The organism is Micromonospora endophytica (genome assembly GCF_003236305.1).
Lineage (GTDB): Bacteria > Actinomycetota > Actinomycetes > Mycobacteriales > Micromonosporaceae > Micromonospora > Micromonospora endophytica.
The window spans coordinates 1-18,816 of sequence record NZ_POTX01000030.1 but is presented as its reverse complement, the minus strand read 5'-3'; the positions used below and the strand labels follow the sequence as shown (position 1 = coordinate 18,816).

Genomic DNA, 18,816 nt, shown 5'->3' with positions numbered 1-18,816 from the left:
GGTAGCAGTGCTGCGACAGGAAGACAACGAGAAGCTCACCCGGAGCGGGCCCGGCACTCCGTTGGGCGGTCTGATGCGCGCCTACTGGCAGCCGGCCGCCCTGGTCTCGGAGATGCCGACCGACCGCCCGGTCAAGGCGATCCGCCTCTTCGGCGAGGACCTGGTGCTCTTCCGCCGGGCCGACGGTTGGGGGCTGATCAGCCGGTTCTGCGCCCACCGGGGGGTCGATCTGTCGTTCGGGCGGCTGGAGGGCGGCGGGCTGCGCTGCCTCTACCACGGGTGGCTCTACGACGCGCAGGGACGCTGCGTGGAGCAGCCCGCCGAACCCCCGCACAGCCAGTTCCTGGACAAGATCAGGATTGCCAACTACCCGTGCGTGGAGCGCAACGGCATCATCTTCGCCTACCTGGGCGCCGGCGACCCGCCACCGTTCCCGGCGTACGACTGCTTCGTCGCGCCCGAGGAGTACACCTTCGCCTTCAAGGGGCTCTGGGAGTGCAACTGGCTCCAGGGGCTGGAGGGCGGGATCGACCCGAGCCACGTCTCCTTCCTGCACCGGTTCGTCGGCGAGGACCCGCGCGACGTCTACGGCCAGCAGTTCAGCGAGGAGGTCGAGGGCACCGGCACGAAGCTGTCGAAGCTGGTCGGCGACCACTACCGTCCGGACATCGAGGTGGAGAGCGTTGAGCACGGGCTGCGGGTGTTCGCCATCCGGCAGCTCACCGAACAGATCAAACACGTACGGGTGACCAACCTGCTCTTCCCGAACGCCTTCGTGGTGCCCTTCGGCAACAGCAAGGTCTTCACCCAGTGGCACGTGCCGATCGACGACGAGAACCACTACTGGTACATGATCTTCTACGACTTCGCCGAGCAGACCGACAAGGAGACGCTGCTGCAGCAACGCCTGGAGGGCGTCTCCCTGCCCGACTACCGGCCGCTGCGCAACCGGAGCAACAACTGGGGCTTCGATCCGACCGAGCAGCGCGACCTCACGTACACCGGGATGGGGTTGGACATCAACGTCCACGACCAGTGGGCGGTGGAGAGCATGGGCCCCATCCAGGACCGCACGGTGGAGCGGCTCGGCGTCTCCGACCGGGCCGTCACCGCCAACCGGCGGATGCTGCTGCGGGCCATCGACACCTTCCAGGCCGGCGGTGCGCTGCCCGCGCACCCGCTCGACGAGACACAGGCGGCCAAGCTGGTGGGCCCGCTCGCGGTGGACATGATCTCGCCCAGCGACGGGTGGCAGGATCGCTGGCAGGAGAAGGAGGCCGAGCGCCGCAGCGCGTCGCCGTGGTTCCGGGCGCAGCCCGAGTCGGCCGATGCGTAACGCCGACGAGCGCGACGTCGCCTCCGGTGGGGGCGGGGCCAGCGCGCGACCGATGTTGGCCAAGGACCGCGGCGGCTTCATCGACCGACACGACCTGTGGACCGAGGCGCAGTACGCGGCCGCGGCGCAGATGCGTCGGGTGATCGACGAGCTCGGCATCGAGATGGTCCGCTTCGGCTTCGTCGACCAGCACGGGATCGTCCGGGGCAAGACCATCGCCCGGTCCGCGGTCGCCGCGGCCATGCGCTCGGGTCTCACCGCGCCCAGCTCGCTGTTGCTCAAGGACACCTCGGGCAAGTCGGTCTATCCGGTGTTCGCCGCCGACACGGGGGTCGGCGTCGCCGGCTTCGCCGGTGCCGGCGACATCGTCCTCGTGCCGGACCCGAGCTCCTTCCGGGTCGTGCCGTGGGCGCAACGGACCGGGTGGGTCCTGTGTGACGTCCGCTTCCCGGACGGCTCGGCGGTGCCGTTCTGCACCCGTGGCCTGCTGCGGGATCAACTGGGCGCGTTGGCCGGGCGTGGTTACGGGATGACCGTCGGCGCGGAGCTGGAGTTCCACGTCTTCCGCGCGGCCGAGGCGACGCTCACCGGCGACCGGGTCGGCCGGCCCGGCGCACCCGGCGCGCCCGCGCCGGTCGGCCCGACGACGCCCGGCGCCCAACTGCTGCACGAGGAGGCGCTCGACGGCCTCGACCCGCTGGTGCAGGCGCTCTACACCGGGCTGACCTCGCTCGACCTGCCGCTGCGCTCGATCGAGCTGGAGTTCGGGCCGAGTCAACTGGAGTTGACCATGGAGGCGGCCGACGCGGCGACGACCGCCGACGCGGTGGTCGTCTGCCGCACCGCGGTGCGGCAGATCGCCCGCCGGCACGGCTTCCACGCGACGTTCATGTCCCGCCCGCAGGGGGCCGAGACGGCCTCCACCGGCTGGCACCTGCACCAGTCGCTGACCGACCTGCGCACCGGCCGGAGCGTGTTCGTGCCCGATACCGCCGACGCCGGGCCCCTGTCGGCGACCGGTCGCGCCTACCTGGAGGGGCTCCTGCGCCACGCCGCCGCGGCGGCGGCGTTCACCACGCCGACGGTCAACGGCTACAAGCGCTACCAGAGCCACTCGCTGGCCCCGGACCGGGTCGCGTGGGGGGTGGACAACAAGGGGGCCATGGTGCGGGCCGTCGGCGGCCCGGGTGATCCGGCGACCCGGCTGGAGAACCGCTCGGGGGAGCCGGCGGCCAACCCCTACCTGTACATCGCCGCGCAGGCGCTCAGCGGCCTCGACGGCATCACCCACGACCTGGAGCTGCGGCCGCCGACCACGAACCCGTACGCCGCCGCCGCGCCGCCGCTGCCCCGCTCGCTCGGCGAGGCGGTGGCCGCGCTGGAGGCCGACGAGGTCTTCCGCGCGGCGCTGGGCGACGTCGTCGTCGACTGGTACGCCCACCTCAAGCGGACCGAGTACGAGCGCTACCTGTTGCACGTCTCGGACTGGGAGCAGCGGGAGTACTTCGGGCTGTTCTGACACGCATTCATCCTGACCCGCAGCTGCTGAGGTGGAAGGAGAAGTTGGCGATGGCCCTGTCACCGCACGACGAGTGGATCCTGGAGAACCGGCTCCGGCCGGTGCTGACCGCGCAGCTGATGGCACAGGCAGCCGCCCGTCCCGCCGGGCCCCACCCCCGCGACCTGATCGACGTGTACGACTTCGTACGTCGCAATCCCGACCCCGACAAGCCGCGCTACCTCATCGTCAAGACACCGGACGGGTTCGCGATAGGCGTCCGTTCGCCGGTACGCGGCGAGCCACCGCAGCTGGTCGACGGCGTGCGCCACGCCACCCGGGACGAGGCGGAGTACGACGTGCTGGTCCGCCGGCTGCACGACTACGGCGTGACCTGGTGAGCGAGCCGCGACCCGTACTCGTGCCCAGTGGGGTCATGGGCTACTGCGACCGGGTCTCCTACCGCCCCGGTGACACGGTGCGCCTGGCGGTCAGCACGACGGCCGCCAGGTGGCGGGCGGAACTGGTCCGCCTGCGCGCACTCGCGATCCCGTCGGCCGGGGTCGAGCGCCGGCAGGAGCGGGTGGTCGCCGTCGCGCCGATCGGTGGGGACGGGATCGACCAGCAGACCGTGGTCGGCTCCTACGTGCGGGTCGACGACCTGCCCGGAGCAGGCGCGGAAGGGCTTGTGGTGTCGCTCGCGGCGATGCCCACCCGGCCGGGGGACGGTGCCCAGGAACTGCTCGCCCACGGCTGCCCGCAGGAGGGTTCCGGCTGGGCGGTGGGTCTCGACGCCGAGGGCCGCTTCACGCTGCGGGTGGCGACCGGTTCCGGCCTGACCGAAGTCGTCGCCGGCCTCGTACCCCAGGCCGGCTGCTGGTACGAGCTGACGGCGGTGATCGGGGGCCGGGCGGGACGTACGCTCGCGCTGACGGTCGCGCTGGCCGGCACCTTCGAGGCCAACCACGTGGTACGCCCACCGACGCCGGCGCACACGGCGTCGACGACTCTTGCCGGCGACCCGGTGCCCGGGGCCGGCCCGTTCTTCTGGGCCTGCGCCGGAACCGGGACGACCGGTGCGCCGGTGCGGTGCTACGACGGCCGGATCGAGTCCCCGATCCTGGTCGCCGATGCCACCGCTGCCGGAACGCGCGCCGAGCTGGTTCGGCATCCGGCGCTGCTGGCCCACTGGGACCTGGCGGCGGCGATCGGGCCGACCGGGATCGCCCGTACCGCCCTGGTGGCCGATGTCGGCCCGGGAGAACTGCACGGCACCGCTGTGCACCATCCGCAGCGGGCGGTGCGTTCCTCCGGCTGGACCGGTGACGTCGCCGACTTCCGGTTCGCCGCGCGACAGTACGCCGCGCTGCACTTCCACCGTGACGACATGACCGACTGTGGCTGGCAGTTCCAGGGCGAGCTGGTGCTTCCGCCGGAGCTGCGCAGCGGCGTCTACGCCCTTGAGCTGACCGATACCGCCGGCGGCCGGGACACCGTTCCGGTCTTCGTCGCGCCGCCCGAAGGGACGGCGACCGCGCCGGTGCTGCTCGTGCTGCCCACCAACAGCTACCTCGCGTACGGCAATGATCACGTGGGGGTGGACAGCCCGCGTACCCAGGTGTGGAGCCAGATGGTGCCGACGCTCGACGACTTCGAGCTGTTCCGCGACGCGCGCCGGGAGTTGGGGTACTCGCTGTACGAGGCACACGCCGACGGTTCGGGGGTGTGCTATTCGAGCTGGCGCCGGCCGCTGCTGACGCTGCGCGAGCGGGTCTACGACCACAACGCGCCGGTGTGGCAGTTCACCGGCGACATGCAGTTGGTCGACTGGCTGGACCGCACCGGCCGGGAGGTCGACATCGTCACCGATCACGACCTGCACGCCGAGGGTGTGGGTCTGCTGGCGCGCTACCGCGCGGTGTTGACCGGCACCCATCCGGAGTATCCGAGCCTGGAGATGCTGCGGGCCTACGAGGAGTACGTCGCCACCGGCGGGCGGCTGATCTACACCGGCGGCAACGGCATGTACTGGGTCACCGGCTACGACCCCTGCGACGACCAGGTCATCGAGATCCGCCGGTGGGGTGGCACGCAGGCGTGGCTGGCTGAGCCGGGGGAGTACCACCTCGGCTTCACCGGTCATCTGGGTGGTATCTGGCGGTTCAACGGTCGGGCACCGCAGAAGACCTTCGGCGTCGGATTCGTGGCCGCCGGTAATCCGGGCGCTTCCGCCGGCTACCGGCGGGTCGCCACCGACCCCGCGGTCGCCTGGGTCTTCGCGGGTCTGACCAGGGAGTACTTTGGCGGGTACGGGGTTTCCGGCGGCGCGGCGGGGCTGGAAATCGACTCCGTGAGTCCGCTGCTGGGGACCTCGCCGGATGCCGTGGTGCTGGCAAGCTCGGTCGGGCACGGCGACGACATGCTTGAGGCGCGGGAGAACTTCAACATGACGAGCCGGGTGCTCGGGGGCGCCCGTAACCCTCGGGTGCACGCCGATCTCGTGCTGGTGCCGCGTGAGGGGGGCGGGGCGGTCGTCTCGACCGGGTCGATCGCCTTTGCCGGTGCGCTCTACGACCTGGCCGGTCAGACGGAGATATCCCGCCTGCTTGGCACCGTTCTCGACCGTTTTGTGGCTGGCCTGCCCGTGTTGGATACACCAACGTAACGGAACCGAGACGAGGATTTGTGGATGCACATCTTGAGTTCGGGATCCAAACGCAGGTCTAATGGATCCAACGCGGGGGGCGTTGCTGCGACAGCCAACCCAGGCATGCGGAAAGCACATGGAGGAACCCTTGCGCATACTCCTGACCCACCCGAGCCGGCGACTGCGCACGGCGCTTGTCGCCGGAACAGCGCTGGCGCTCGTACTCGCCGGTTGCTCGTCCACGGACTCCGATGAGTCCGGGAGTTCCGACGGCTCGTCGAGCCTGAGCGGGCAGATCGTCTGGGCCGACTTCGGCGGCCCCACCAACAAGGCCCGGTACGCCGCCTACTTCGACGACTTCACCAAGGACACCGGCGTCAAGGTGATCTCCGAAGTCGAAGTTGACGCCATCGTGAACACGATGCTCACCGGCGGCAAGGGCGATTACGACGCGATCCACGTCGGCCTGGACGTCGTCTACCAGAACCAGGCCAACATCGCCAAGCTCGACGACTCGGTCGGGCGCGACACCAACCTGCCCGAGAACATCCGTGACTACGCGTTCGGCACCTTCCTGGTCGGGCACGTCCAGGCGTACCTGACCGAGACCTTCCCCAACGGTGGGCCGAAGACCTGGGCCGACTTCTGGGACGTCGAGAAGTTCCCCGGCAAGCGCGGCTGGATGGGCAGCCCAGGCAGCTACGACAGCGGCTGCGAGATGGCCGAGCTGGCCTCGGGCATCGCCCCGGACAAGCTGTACCCGCTCGACCTGGACCTGTGCACCAAGAAGCTCGACGAGTTGCGGCCGCACATGGTCTTCTACACCTCCTACCCGCAGATCCAGCAGCTGCTGACCTCCAAGACGGCCGCGGTCGTGGCCGGCCCCTCCGGTCAGGCGGTCGCCCTCAAGAACCAGGGCCTGGACGTCACCATCTCCTTCGACGAGGCGATCGTCGCACCAAACGTGATTGCCATCCCGGCCAGCGCGCCCAACATGACGAACATCCAGGCCCTGGCCAAGGTCTTCAACGAGCCGGAGCGTCAGGCGGCGTTCGCCAAGCTGACCGGCTACGGTCCGGGTAACCCCGAGGCGTTCAACTTCATGGACGAGGAGACCAAGGCGAAGATCGTCAACGCGCCCGGCAATTCGTCGGTGGTCTTCCAGGACTCCGAGGCCAGGTCGAAGCAGCAGGACGCACTGCTCGCCTGGTACACCAAGTGGCTCGCAGGATGATCGACGGTGGGGCCGCGGCGACCGCGGCCCCACCTGTCCTGCTGCTGGGCCGGATCCACACCATGGATCCGGCCATGCCGCTGGCGTCGGCGATGCTCGTCGCCGAAGACCGCGTGCTGTCGATCGGGGAAGCGGCCGAGGTTCGGGCGGCGGCCCCGCCGGAGACGATCGAGGTCGCGGCGCGGGGCGTGGTGGTACCGGGTTTTCTCGACTCCCACCTGCACACCCTGGTCACCGGGATCGAACAGCGCCGACTCGTCATCGCCGAGGCGAACTCGATCCAGGAGGTCTGCGAGCGGATCGGCGCCTGGCTGGCAGACCGACCGGAACTCGACTGGGCGGTCGTCGGAGCCCACTTCCACGCCGAGGACCTGGCCGAGGGCAGGCTGCCCAACCGGTACGACCTCGACCGGGTCACCGGCGGCACCGCCGTCGTGCTGGACCGGCGTACCCACGACGCGATCGCCAACTCGGCGGCCCTGCGGCGCTGCGGCATCGACGCCCGTACGCCGGATCCGACCGGCGGGCACCTGGAGCGCGACGCGTACGGCGAGCCGACCGGGATCCTGGTCGAACGTCCCGCCGCCGAACTGGTGCTGGCCCACGTCCCGGCCCCCGGGCACCAGGCGCTTCGCGCGGCTTTGGCGCAGGCGCAGTCCCACCTGCACAGCCTCGGCATCACCAGCGCCAGCGAGCCCGGCCTGGTCGAGGCGGAGATGCGGGTCTATCGGGAGGCGGCAGCCGAGGGCTGGCTGACCCTGCGCACGATGGGCATGCCACTGGCCGACACGACCGTGCCACCCGCGCGGTTTCTCGCCGGGCTCGGCGCCGAGGGTGTCGGCACCGGTCGCGGTGACTCCCGCTTCCGGCGCGGCCCGCTGAAGATCTACCTCGACGGCGCCGGCGGATTCGGCACCGCGCTCATCTCCCGGCCGTGGCCGGGGCGGCCCGCCTATTACGGCAACCTGACCTGTCCCGCCGACACCTTCGCCGAACTCGTCGCGCACTGCGCGCAGAACGGCCACTCCGTCGCCGTGCACGCCGTCGGCGACGCCGCCGTCACGCTCGCACTGGACCACTTCGAGCGGGTCAACGCGCGTTGGCCGATTGCGCCCCTGCGATTTTCGATCATGCACTCGTACCTGTGGCCGGCGCGCGCCGACATGGCCCGTGCGGCACGGCTGGGCGTTGTTCTCTCCAGCCAGCCGTCGATGCAGTGGCGCGTCGGCGCCGGCATCGCCAGGCAGTTCGGCGAGGAGGTCCCACTCGCGCCGCTGCGCGACTGGCTCGACGCCGGTGTCACCGTCGCGGGCGGCTCCGACGGACCCGACTTCCCCATGTCGCCGCTGTTCGGGATGTGGCAGGCGCGCAGCCGGCAGGTCCGCGGCTGGAGCGGACCGCTCGGACCCGATCAGGCGATCAGCGCGGCGGAGGCGTTGGCGATGTACACCACCTCGGCGGCGTACTACTGCTTTGCCGAGCGGGAGCGCGGCCGGCTCGCACCCGGCTTCCTCGCCGACTGGGTCGAGCTGGAGGTCGACCCGCTCAGTTCGACGCTGGCGGAGCTGGCCGAGGCCGCCGAGCGCCCGGTGCTGCGCACGGTGGTCGGCGCGACTGTGGTGCACGGACCCGGACTCACGGACTGACAAGGACAGGTGGGGGGACCTGGCATGCCTGATCATCTGCCCCGGGCAGCGGGGACTGTCGTCGTCGGCGGCGGCACCAGCGGCAACGTCATCGCGGCGAGACTCGCGCTGGCCGGGGTGGACACGCTCGTACTGGAGGCCGGGCCGGACTTCGGTCCCTTCGGCTCCGCCGGGTGGCCCGCGGACATCCTCGACGCCACCCGGCTGGGCCACTCCCACGACTGGGGCTACGACTCCGGCGACACCCTGCCGACCAGGGTCGCCTTCGAACGGGCCCGCGCCATCGGGGGTTGTTCCGACTTCAACGGGACCACCCAGACCTGGGGCCACCGGCGCGACTACGACGACTGGGCCGCCGCAGGCAATCCGGGCTGGAGCGCGGACGAGCTGCGGCCGCTCTTCGACGAGGGCACCCGGATGATGCGGGTCAAGCGGTACCGCGCCGAGGAGCTCACCCCCTGGCAGCGGGCCTGGTACGACGGTGGCACCGTGATCGGCCTGCCGCAGCTGGAGACGCTCAACGACCTCGACGAGACGGTCGGATTCGCCCCCGAGGACAACAACATCGTCGACGGCATCCGGTGGAACACCGCCTTCGCCTACCTCGACCCGGTCCGCCACCTGGCGAACCTGCGGATCGTCGGTGCGGCACACGTCGACCGGGTCCTCGTCACCGCCGGCCGGACCACCGGCGTCGAGGTGCTCTGGCACGGCGAACGGCACGTCGTGCACGCAGACCGCGTCGTGGTCTGCGGCGGCGCCTACAACTCGCCACAGGTCCTGCAACGCTCCGGCATCGGCGATCCGCGCCTGCTCCGGGAACTCGGTGTCGACGTCGTGGCGGACCTGCCCGGCGTCGGGGAGAACCTGCACGACCAACCGTTCCTGCTGATGAGCTGGACCGGCTCCGACGCGATGAGCACGGCCATGCAGCAGCTGCGGGCCACCGGGTGGGCCCCCGACGAACAGGCGATGGCAAAAGCGGCCTCATCGTTCGATCCCGACGGGTTCGACATGCACTTCCTGCCGTACAGCCCGACCCACCGCGGCGAGGAGAAGCGGTGGAGCTGCGGCGTCGGCGCCCTGCTGCCGCGCTCCCGGGGGCACGTCCGCATCCGCTCACGTGATCCGGAGACCAACCCGCTGATCGACCACCGGTTCCTGACCGACCCGGAGGGGCATGACACCCAGGTGCTCGCCGAGGGCGTCGAGCAGCTGCGGGCCATCGCCGCCGCGCCCGGAATGCGCGAGCTGGTCGGACGCGAGCTGCGGCCGGGGCCGGAGTACGCCGACCGCGCGAGTCTGGTCGCCCACATCCGGGCCAACCCCGACAACTACTGGCACCCCGTCGGCACCTGCAAGATGGGGCCTGCCGCCGACCCCAGGGCCGTCGTCGGCCACGATGGACAGGTGCACGGCGTCGCGGGCTGCTACGTCGCCGACTGCTCGATCATGCCGACCATTCCCCGGGCCACCACCGCGATGCCCGCCGTCGTGATCGGCGAGCGGATCGCCCGTTTCCTGCTGCAACCCGATGAGGAGACCCGATGACGGATGTCAGCGGTTACCAGCATGACGTGCCGGGCGGCGCTGCCTGGTCGCTCACCCTGGCCCGGGGCAGCAGTTTGCGCCTGACGGCGCTGGGCACCGACGCCGTCGCCAGCATGCTGATCTACGCGGCGGACCGGCGGGAACGGCTGAACGTGCCGGACACCCTGAAGGCGCAGATGTCGGCCCGGATCCACCCACCGATGGTGCTGATGTCGGACCTGGGCAAGGCGTTGGCCTCGGTGACCGGCTCCTCGTCGGACTGGCACGACGCGATAAGCGGGCACAGCCTCGACGGCGACCTGGCCCGCTTCGGACCGTCGGACTACGGACGTGACCGCAACCAATGGCGCCGCAGCGCCCGCAGCCTGCTGCTCGACGAGCTGTACGTGCACGGCCTGGGCGAGCGGGACCTGCACGCGACAGTCAACTGGTTCGTGCAGGTGCGGCCCCGCGGCGACGAACGGGGCACCCTCGACTACGTGCCGGGGCACACCACCGCCGGAGACTGGGTGAGTCTGCGGGCCGAACAGGACCTGCTGGTGGTGTTCGCCACCGCACCCCACCCGCTGGATCCGGCAGCCCGGTGGCAGCCGGCCGGCGTGCGGGCGGACGTCGCGGCCGGCGTGCCCGCGCCCGCCGACGACCCGAGCCGGGCGTTCCGGGCGGAGTCCGCCCGCGCCCTTGCCGCTGCCGAGAGGAGCGTGTGGTGACCGCAGACCTGTTCGATGTGACCGTCGCCGCCGGTGACGGCTGGCTCGGCGAGATCCCGGCCGGCGGTCGGCTGCGCATCGTCGACCTGCACGGCAACCAGGCGGTCGACACCCTGCTGTACGACGCCCGGGACACCGCCAACCGGTACAGCGCCGTCGACACCATCCGCGCGCAGGGCGCGGCCTACCTGACCAGTGGTTCGGTGCTGCGCAGCGTACGGCTCGACCCGCTGGCCACCATCGTCGACGACACCTGCGGCCGGCACGACACGCTCGGCGGCGCCTGCGCCAAGGAGAGCAACGTCGTACGCTACGGCGAGCACACCCGCCACCAGCACGCCTGCCGGGCCACCTTCCTGCGCTACGCGGTGGCCGCCGGGCTGGACAAGCGGGACCTCACCCACAACATCAACTTCTTCATGAACGTGCCGCTTACCGAATCCGGCGGGTTGACCTTCGAGGATGGTGTCTCGGCCCCCGGCAAGCACGTCGAACTCCGCGCCGAGCGCGACATCCTGGTGTTGGTCAGCAACTGTCCACAACTGAACAATCCGTGCAACGGGTACGACCCCACTCCGGTGCGGCTGCTGGGCTGGTCATCGTGACGATCTGGATCACCAAGTTCGCCCCGGACACGGTCGCGCGGTTCGCCGCGACGGCACCGGACGGGCCGCTGGCCGGCGTCCGGTTCGCGGTCAAGGACAACCTGGACATCGCCGGCTACCCGACCACCGCCGCCTGCCCCGATCTGGCGGATCGACCGGCGGCCACCACCGCCACGGCGGTACGCCGACTGATGGACGCCGGTGCCGTGCCGATCGGCAAGACCAACCTGGACCAGTTCGCCACCGGCCTGGTCGGCACCCGCACCCCCTACGGTGCCTGCCACAGTGTCCACAGCCCCGAGCACATCAGCGGCGGCAGCAGTTCCGGCAGCGCCGTCGCGGTGGCCGCCGGTCTGGTGCCGCTGGCCCTGGGCACCGACACCGCCGGCTCCGGTCGGGTGCCGGCCGCCTTCAACGGCATCGTCGGCATCAAGCCCACCCGGGGCCTGGTCTCCACCCGCGGACTGCTGCCGGCGTGCCGCTCTCTGGACTGCGTCACCACGTTCACCCGGACCGTCGCCGAGGGCGCGGCCGCGCTCGACGTGCTCACCTGGGCCGACCCCGAGGACCCGTGGTCCCGGCCGGTCCCGCCGGCCCCGCCGCCCGGGGTGGCGAGCCGGCTGCGAACCGTCGCGGTGCCCGCCGGTGACCTGGACCTCGATCCGGCGCACCGGGTGGCGTGGCAGGCGGCGCTGCGCCGGCTCGACACCGTCGCCGCCCAGGTGGTTCCGGTCGACATCGGAGCGTTCCTGGCCGCTGCCGCCCTGTTGTACGGCGGACCGTGGGTCGCGCAACGCTGGTCGGCGTTCGGGGCGTACCTGTCCGGGGCCGGGGTTGATCCGACCGTGCGGTCCATTGTCACGCCGGGCCGGGACGTCACCGGGCCCGCCGTCTTCGAGGCGTGGGAACGGCTCGCCGAGCTTCGTCGCCAGACCGAGCGGATCTGGCTGGACGTGGACGCCCTGCTGCTGCCGGTCACCCCGACCCATCCCACGCTGGCCGAGGTCGCGGCCGATCCGGTCGGCGTGAACAGCCGACTCGGCACGTACACCAATTTCGTCAACCTGCTGGATCTGTGCGCGGTGGCGGTGCCGGCGGACGCCCGTACCGACGGGTTGCCCTTCGGGGTGCAGTTCATCGCGCCCGCCTTCGCCGACGCTCCGCTGCTGGATCTGGCGGCGCGGTGGTGCGGTGAGCCGACGCGGGTCGACGATCGCCCGCCGGCCGGCACCACACTGGTCGCGGTCGTCGGCGCACACCTGACCGGCATGCCGCTGAACCGGCAGCTCGTCGCGCTCGGCGGCCGGTTGCACGCCCGCGCCCGGACGGCGGCCGGCTACCGCCTGTACCGGCTGCCCGGTTCTGGCGTGGCCCGGCCGGGCCTGGTCTTCACCGGAGACGGACCCGACGACGGCATCGCCGTGGAGGTGTGGCAACTGCCGCATCAGGCGGTCGGGGCGCTGCTCGACAGCATCCCGGCGCCGCTCGGGCTCGGCCCGCTCCGCCTCGACGACGACACCACGGTGATCGGGTTCCTGGCCAGCGAGCACGGGGTACGCGACGCCCAGGACGTCAGCGCCGCCGGCGGATGGCGGGCCGCGCTGCGGGCCGACCCGGCCTGACCGGACCGCCCGCCCGCCCGGACGCACACTACGGCCGGCGAGGCCGGCGGGCGCACGCCATGGCTGGCGGGGCCGGGCGGGCTCACACCATCGTCAACAGCATCAGCCCCATCACCGCCCCCATGGTGGCGTGACAGATGCTCTCCGCGCGTGCGCCGGTCCGGGGCGCGGGACCGGCGGCGTCGCTCGGCTCCTGCCACAGTGGGGTCAGGCGCATGTCTCGCCCGATCCACCATCCGGCCGTGAGCAGCAGATATCCGCCCAGGACGAGGCTGACCAGCGGTGTGAACGAGAACGCCGCCGGCGAACTGCCGTGGTGGCTGCCGGCCACCGGGTCATGGTGACCGGTCGGGACAGCCATCCAGACCATCGCCGCCATGGAAACGGCGAAGTACGCCGTGACCGCCCGTGATCCATGGGGCAGCCGGCCCGGCGCGCGGGCCGCGAGCACCGCGAGCCACACCGCGATCGGTGCGAACACCACGACCCACACCACGGCCGGCACCCGGACCGTCCACACCATGGTGGTCATCCCCACGGCCATCAGCAGATGAGCGACATCGCAGAGCCGGGGCCGGATCCGGGCACCCGGTCGGCCGGTCACCGGCCGGACAAGTCGCGCCGCGAAATAGGGCAGCACGGCGATCAACGCGAACGTCATCGGCCACCGCAGCGCAGAACTCATCATCCGCCGTCGGTCCCTTCATCCGTCCGATCGCGGAGCCCGCGAGGGAGGGGGTTGGCCGGGGACAGCCTGGCCTTCGCGGTGGTCGCGCCGAGCCGGCGAGCCACGGCCGGCCCGCCGAGCTGATGCCAATATCCTTTCACCTTCCGCGGCGGGTTGAAAAGGGCCTGTGGCACAGTTGGCATGCCACCTGAGCTGCTGATTTGCGCCGCAGGGCGGTAGTCGTGGCGGGCCCGGGTCCGTTGGGTCAGCACCACGCAGGCCAGCACCGCCAGCGCCGCCACGATGGCGGCCGGGGTGACCCGCTCGCCGAGCAGCAGCGCCGACCAGGCCAGGGTGAGCACCGGCTGGGCGAGCTGGACCTGGCCGACCCGGGCGATGCCGCCCCGGGCCAGGCCCGCGTACCAGGCGAAGAAGCCCAGGAACATCGAGACCACTGTGAGATAGCCGAACGCCGACCACGCCACCGGGCCGGCCTGCGGGGGAGCAGCCAGCAGGGCGACGGCGGTGATCGGTGCGGTGGCGGGCAACGCCAGCAGCAGGGCCCAGCAGATCGTCCGGGCCCCGCCCAGTTCGCGGGCGAGCGCGCCGCCCTCGGCGTACCCGAGGCCGGCGAGGGTGACCGCCGCGAGCAGGAACAGGTCGGCCACGGAGAGGGTGCCGGCCAGCGCGCCGCTGGCGGCCAGGAAGACGAGCACCGCCAGCAGCCCGCCGCCGCTGGCGATCCAGAACAGTGGTGGTGGACGCTCGTCGGCGCGGAGCACCGCGAAGACGGCGGTGATGGCGGGCAGGACGGCGATGACGACCGCGCCGTGCGCGGAGGTCTGGCTGATCAGCGCCAGCGAGGTAAACAGCGGGAAGCCGACGACGACGCCGAGGGCGACGAGCGACAGCCGGCGCCACTGGTCACCGGTGGGGCGCGGCGCGCCGGTGATCCGCAGGTAGGCCCAGGCCAGCAGGGCCGCGCCGACGGAGCGGCCGAAGGCGACGAACCACGGGTCGAGCTGTTGCACGGCGACCCGGGTGGTCGGCAGCGACATGCTGAACGCGAGCACACCCAGCGCGCCCAGGGCGACTCCCGCGGCCCGGCTGACCGTTACCGTCGGAGCGTCAGTAACGCTACTATGATCCCTCATGGAAGACGGTAACGCAGCGCATCGCGTTATCCAAGATCTGCGCCGGCTCGCCGTTGGCGCGGCACCGGGCACGCGGCTGCCCTCGGTGCGCGAGCTGACCGCCCGGCACCAGGCGTCGCCGGTCACCGTCACCGAGGCGATCCGGCACTTGGTCGCGGAGGGGCTGGTGGAGACCCGGCCCGGCCGGGGCACCTTCCTGGCCGCCCGACCCGACCGGCCACCCGCTCCCGACCTGGCCTGGCAGACCGTCGCGCTCGGACCACGCCGCCCCGGGGAGGAGGAGATGCAGGCGCTACTGGCGTTACCGCCCGCCGGCACGATCCCACTCTCCGGCGGCTACCTCGACGCGGAGCTGCAGCCCGCCGCCGCGCTCGGCGTCGCACTCACCCGCGCCGCCCGGCAGCCCGCGTCCTGGCACCGCGGTCCGGCCGAGGGGCGGGAGGACCTGCGGACCTGGTTCGCCCGCGAGGCCGGGGGCGGCCTACGCGCCGAGGACATGGTGATCTGCCCCGGCGGGCAGGCCGCGCTCTCCACCGCGCTGCGGGCGCTCGCCGCCCCCGGCGACGTGCTGCTCGTCGAATCGCCGACCTACCTGGGCGCGCTGGCCGCGGCCCGGTCGGCCGGGCTGCGGGTGGTGCCGGTGCCCGCCGACGCCGACGGGGTACGACCCGACCAGCTCGCCGCCGCGTTCGCCCGCACCGGCGCCCGACTGTTCTACTGCCAGCCGTTGCACGCCAACCCGCACGGCGCGACCCTGGCCGGACACCGCCGGTCGCAGGTCGCCGACACCGTACGCGACGCCGGGGCATTCCTGATCGAGGACGACTACGCCCGCGACCTCACCATCGACGGCGAGCCCCCGCCGCCACTGGCCGCCGACGACCCCGACGGGCACGTGGTCTACCTGCGCTCGCTCACCAAGTCCACCGCTCCGGGGCTGCGGGTGGCGGCGCTCGGTGCCCGGGGGCCGGCCGGTGCCCGGCTGCGTGCGGCCCGCCTGCTCGACGACTTCTTCGTCGCCGGTCCGGTGCAACAGGCCACTATCGAGTTCGTCACCGCCCCGGCCTGGACGCGGCACCGTCGCGCCCTGCGTACCGCCCTGCGGGTCCGTCGCGAGGCACTGGTGGCCGCGTTGCGCCGACACCTGCCGGAGCTGATCGACGGGCAGCCGGTCCCGCGTGGCGGCCTGCACCTCTGGGTCCGCCTGCCCGACGGCACCGACGACGTCGCGCTGGCCGCCGCCGCAGCCGCCGAGGGCGTCGTCGTGTTCCCCGGACGTCCCTGGTACGCGGCCGAACCGCCGGCCGCGCACCTGCGCCTCACCTACGCCGCCGCTCCACCCGCGCTGATGGACGAGGCGGTCCGCCGCCTCGCCCGTGCCCTGCACCGGGTCTAGCACCAACGCCGGTCTTCTCTTGTCTGGGGTCGTCCTCCGCAGCCAGGCCAACTCACAGGTCACGGCGGCGGAAGAGCACTGCGGTGAGCCCGAGCACGAGCGCGATCCAGACTGCCGCCCAGGTCAGGTAGGTGCCGGTGAGGGAGGCGTCGCTCAGGAACGGATGGCCCTGCATGGCTGGGCCGAACTGCACCAGCACCGTTGGGTCCTGGAAGGCGTTCATCGCCCCGCGCCACAGGCCATCGGTGGGCAACAGCATCCGGGAGACGGTGCCGACGCGGATCACCCCCTCGTTGTCCAGCGCAGTGCCGAAGGCCCCGACGACGCCGGCGATCCAGGTGGACCCGAACAGGCCGACGGCCACCACCCCCGACGCCATCGGTGAGCTGACGCTGGAGAGCAGCAGACCCAGGGTGAGCAGGACGATGGTCTGCGCGGCGAGCAGCGCCAGACCGGTCACCGGTGCCGGCGGCCAGTAGTCCACGGTGAAGCGCACGACCAACAGCTGCGCCAGGCCGGCCACGGCCACGAAGCCGGCGCCGAAGGTCACCAGCCCCAGCCATTTGCCGAGCAGCACCGCGAAGCGGTGCACCGGCCGGGCCAGGATCGACAACGCGGCACCGGACTCGATGTCACCGGCCAGGGTGGGGCCGGCGAGGAACGCCGTACCGAGGGCGGCGATCAGACTCAGGCCGAACATCACCAGGTTCAGCACCATGGACGCCACCAGCCGCGCCTCGCCGCTGGTGAGGCCGCCGAACTCGGCGTCGATCCGGGAGAAACCCCAGGCGGAGAGCGCGAGCAGGAGAACCGTCAGCGCGGCGAGCGACCGCAGCACCTGGCGACGCGCGGCCTCCTGGAGGGTGAGGCCGGCGACGGTGAGTACGGTCCGGACGATCATCACCTGTCACCTCCGGTACGCAGGATGTCCAACAGCCGCTCCTCGAGACTGATCCGTCCTGGCTCGACGGCGTGCACCCGTACGCCGAGGGCGACCAGGTCGGCCACCAGGTCCGGGACGGCGGTGGGGTCCGGGTCGGCGGGCAGCGTGACGGTGAAGGTGTCGCCGCTGCGGGTGACGTCTCCGGCGGTGGCGAGGCGGGCCTGCACCGGCGCGTCCACCCCGTCGAGCCGCAGTCGCAGCTCGCGACGGCCGAGCAGTTCGGTGAGGGTGCCGGCGGCGGCCACCCGTCCCTTGTCGAGCACGACGACCCGGTCGCAGACCCGCTCGACCTCGCCGATCAGGTGCGAGTTGAGCAGCACCGCGACCCCTCGCTCCTTGAGCGAGAGCAGCAGGTCCCGCACGTCGGCGCGGCCGAGCGGATCCAGGGCGCTCGTCGGTTCGTCCAGGACCACGAGTTCCGGGTCGGCCACCAGAGCCACGGCCAGGCCGAGGCGCTGCTGCATGCCTTTGGAGAAGCCACCCACCCGGTCGGCGGCCCGGTCGGCGAGACCGACCGCGGCCAGGCACTCGCGCCGTCGCGGCGGCGGCACCACCGCGCCGGCCAGTCGTACGTGCAACGCCAACACCTCCGCCGCGGTGAGCCACGGTTGGTACCGGAACAGCTCAGGCAGGTAGCCGACGCGGGCGCGGGCACGTGGATCCCGGGCCGGTCGGCCGAGCAGCAGCACCTCACCGGCGTCGGGCCGGACCAGACCGAGCAGCATCTTGATGACGCTCGTCTTGCCGGCGCCGTTGGGGCCGAGCAGACCCACCACCTCGCCCCGGCCGACGGTGAAGGAGACATCGTCGACAGCGGTCCGCCGGCGGTACCGCTTGCGCAGACCCGAGCACCACACCGCCGGGGACGGGGGCAGTTCGGCGAGCAGCCGTTCGGTGTCCGTCTCGGTGGTCGCCGGGGTGGGATCGCCGCCCTGCTCGGCGGTGACCCGGGCGCTCACCGGTGCCACCGCAGCTCGCGCGCCACCGACAGCACCTCGTCGGCGCTCAACGAGCCCGCCACCGCGGTGACGTTGCCGTCCTGCACCCACACCACGCCGGCCAGCAGACCGTCGCGGGAGGTGAGCACCGTGGCCGGCAGGCCCCGTACCTGCGTGGTGGTGGCGGTCAGGTAGCGGTCGTTCACCGGCAGCGGCAGCGTGGTCGCGTCGCCGGAGAAGCCGCGCAGCTGAGACGCGACGTTCTCCGGCAACCCGGGCAGAGTCAGCAGGTAGTCGACGGCGGTGGCGAAGGGGATCCCCGAGGAGTAGGCGCTCGGGGCGACCGCGCGGGCCACGATCATCGCCGGCACCTCCCGGTTCTGCGACCAGACGGCGGCGACGCCGGGACCGGCGGTCAACCGGAACTGGCTGCCGTCGAGGCCAGCCGGCGGTGGGGGCAGCGGCTCACCGGCCGCTGCGGCCGTCTGCCGCGCCTTCTCCTCGGAGAAGGTGAACACCGCGCTCATCCGGTCGCCGACCTGGTATGTCGGCAACCCGGTCACGCCGCGTGGCAACCTGTCGACCTGCGGCACGGGCAAGCCGGTGAGCTGTCCCGCCGTGGCGGCGTCACCGACCTCGCGGACGTTGGCCCGTTCGGTGAACGCGACCTCGCCGTAGGCGGACAGGTCGGGCAAGGCCACCAGGTCGGCCTGCGGGAGGGTGACCGGGGCGATCCGCTCGGTGTGGAAGATCGGCAACCAGTTCGCGGCGGCTGCGGCGCCGGCCCCGGCCAGTAGCGCCAGTACGGCGGCACCGGCGACGACCGGGCTGCCCAGCGCGGCCCGCCAGCGCGACGGTCGGGCGTACCG

General features: G+C 72.1%; 16 protein-coding genes. 11 read left to right on the top strand and 5 right to left on the bottom strand.

Features of this window, described 5'->3' with window-relative positions:
- The first annotated feature begins 7 nt into the window (after positions 1-7).
- The 10 genes from C1I93_RS07085 (at position 8) to atzF (ending at position 12,849) form a co-directional block, all read left to right on the top strand.
- Positions 8-1,336, top strand: a complete 1,329-nt coding sequence (locus C1I93_RS07085) for a Rieske 2Fe-2S domain-containing protein (protein WP_111242426.1) — start codon at positions 8-10, stop codon at positions 1,334-1,336.
- Entirely contained in the window at positions 1,329-2,855 is a 1,527-nt protein-coding gene (locus tag C1I93_RS07080; protein WP_111242425.1) for a glutamine synthetase family protein, read from the top strand. Before C1I93_RS07085 ends, C1I93_RS07080 begins: the two co-directional genes overlap by 8 nt.
- Before the next feature lie 50 nt (positions 2,856-2,905).
- Positions 2,906-3,235, top strand: coding sequence for a N,N-dimethylformamidase alpha subunit family protein (locus tag C1I93_RS07075; RefSeq protein ID WP_111242424.1), 330 nt, complete (start codon positions 2,906-2,908; stop codon positions 3,233-3,235).
- A complete protein-coding gene (locus tag C1I93_RS07070; protein ID WP_146603454.1) occupies positions 3,232-5,499 on the top strand; it encodes a N,N-dimethylformamidase beta subunit family domain-containing protein in 2,268 nt (755 codons plus the stop codon). Before C1I93_RS07075 ends, C1I93_RS07070 begins: the two co-directional genes overlap by 4 nt.
- 130 nt (positions 5,500-5,629) lie before the next feature.
- On the top strand, positions 5,630-6,715 hold the full coding sequence (locus C1I93_RS07065) for an extracellular solute-binding protein (protein WP_181445051.1): 1,086 nt from the start codon (positions 5,630-5,632) through the stop codon (positions 6,713-6,715).
- A complete protein-coding gene (locus C1I93_RS07060; protein WP_147374957.1) occupies positions 6,700-8,361 on the top strand; it encodes an amidohydrolase in 1,662 nt (553 codons plus the stop codon). Before C1I93_RS07065 ends, C1I93_RS07060 begins: the two co-directional genes overlap by 16 nt.
- Before the next feature lie 24 nt (positions 8,362-8,385).
- Entirely contained in the window at positions 8,386-9,912 is a 1,527-nt protein-coding gene (locus tag C1I93_RS07055; protein WP_111242420.1) for a GMC family oxidoreductase, read from the top strand.
- Positions 9,909-10,622, top strand: coding sequence for an urea amidolyase associated protein UAAP1 (locus tag C1I93_RS31925; RefSeq protein ID WP_212808433.1), 714 nt, complete (start codon positions 9,909-9,911; stop codon positions 10,620-10,622). The genes C1I93_RS07055 and C1I93_RS31925 overlap by 4 nt, the downstream gene beginning before the upstream one ends.
- Complete coding sequence (locus C1I93_RS31920; RefSeq protein ID WP_223256155.1) at positions 10,619-11,227, top strand: urea amidolyase associated protein UAAP2; 609 nt, start codon at positions 10,619-10,621, stop codon at positions 11,225-11,227. The genes C1I93_RS31925 and C1I93_RS31920 overlap by 4 nt, the downstream gene beginning before the upstream one ends.
- The gene (gene atzF, locus C1I93_RS07045; protein WP_220039558.1) at positions 11,224-12,849 is read left to right on the top strand and encodes an allophanate hydrolase; all 1,626 of its coding nucleotides are present in this window, start codon (positions 11,224-11,226) and stop codon (positions 12,847-12,849) included. The genes C1I93_RS31920 and atzF overlap by 4 nt, the downstream gene beginning before the upstream one ends.
- A gap of 82 nt (positions 12,850-12,931) precedes the next feature.
- On the opposite strand, the gene C1I93_RS07040 is transcribed toward atzF, so the two are convergent.
- Positions 12,932-13,510 carry a DUF5134 domain-containing protein gene (locus tag C1I93_RS07040; protein ID WP_181445050.1) on the bottom strand — a complete coding sequence of 193 codons (579 nt, stop codon included), beginning with the start codon at positions 13,508-13,510 and terminating at the stop codon, positions 12,932-12,934.
- 23 nt (positions 13,511-13,533) lie between these two features.
- Positions 13,534-14,670 carry a DMT family transporter gene (locus tag C1I93_RS07035; protein ID WP_223256156.1) on the bottom strand — a complete coding sequence of 379 codons (1,137 nt, stop codon included), beginning with the start codon at positions 14,668-14,670 and terminating at the stop codon, positions 13,534-13,536.
- Here C1I93_RS07035 and C1I93_RS07030 point away from each other — a divergent pair.
- Complete coding sequence (locus tag C1I93_RS07030) at positions 14,669-16,066, top strand: aminotransferase-like domain-containing protein (protein WP_111242417.1); 1,398 nt, start codon at positions 14,669-14,671, stop codon at positions 16,064-16,066. The genes C1I93_RS07035 and C1I93_RS07030 overlap by 2 nt on opposite strands.
- Positions 16,067-16,118: 52 nt before the next feature.
- Here C1I93_RS07030 and C1I93_RS07025 read toward each other — a convergent pair whose 3' ends face one another.
- The 3 genes from C1I93_RS07025 to C1I93_RS07015 all read right to left on the bottom strand — a co-directional run.
- Positions 16,119-16,967, bottom strand: coding sequence for an ABC transporter permease subunit (locus C1I93_RS07025; protein ID WP_111242416.1), 849 nt, complete (start codon positions 16,965-16,967; stop codon positions 16,119-16,121).
- Entirely contained in the window at positions 16,967-17,968 is a 1,002-nt protein-coding gene (locus C1I93_RS07020; RefSeq protein WP_223256157.1) for an ABC transporter ATP-binding protein, read from the bottom strand. Before C1I93_RS07020 ends, C1I93_RS07025 begins: the two co-directional genes overlap by 1 nt.
- On the bottom strand, positions 17,965-18,816 hold an 852-nt coding region (locus C1I93_RS07015), incomplete at its 5' end, for a hypothetical protein (protein ID WP_111242415.1). The genes C1I93_RS07015 and C1I93_RS07020, both read right to left, overlap by 4 nt.

What these genes read in the sequence shown, in the direction of transcription:
- C1I93_RS07080 (WP_111242425.1), top strand. Translation starts at nt 1,329, where the DNA reads ATGCGTAACGCCGACGAGCGCGACGTCGCCTCCGGTGGGGGCGGGGCC.
- C1I93_RS07075 (WP_111242424.1), top strand. Translation starts at nt 2,906, where the DNA reads ATGGCCCTGTCACCGCACGACGAGTGGATCCTGGAGAACCGGCTCCGG.
- C1I93_RS07055 (WP_111242420.1), top strand. Translation starts at nt 8,386, where the DNA reads ATGCCTGATCATCTGCCCCGGGCAGCGGGGACTGTCGTCGTCGGCGGC.
- C1I93_RS31925 (WP_212808433.1), top strand. Translation starts at nt 9,909, where the DNA reads ATGACGGATGTCAGCGGTTACCAGCATGACGTGCCGGGCGGCGCTGCC.
- C1I93_RS07040 (WP_181445050.1), bottom strand. Translation starts at nt 13,510, where the DNA reads ATGACGTTCGCGTTGATCGCCGTGCTGCCCTATTTCGCGGCGCGACTT.
- C1I93_RS07030 (WP_111242417.1), top strand. Translation starts at nt 14,669, where the DNA reads ATGGAAGACGGTAACGCAGCGCATCGCGTTATCCAAGATCTGCGCCGG.
- C1I93_RS07035 (WP_223256156.1), bottom strand. Translation starts at nt 14,670, where the DNA reads ATGAGGGATCATAGTAGCGTTACTGACGCTCCGACGGTAACGGTCAGC.
- C1I93_RS07025 (WP_111242416.1), bottom strand. Translation starts at nt 16,967, where the DNA reads ATGATCGTCCGGACCGTACTCACCGTCGCCGGCCTCACCCTCCAGGAG.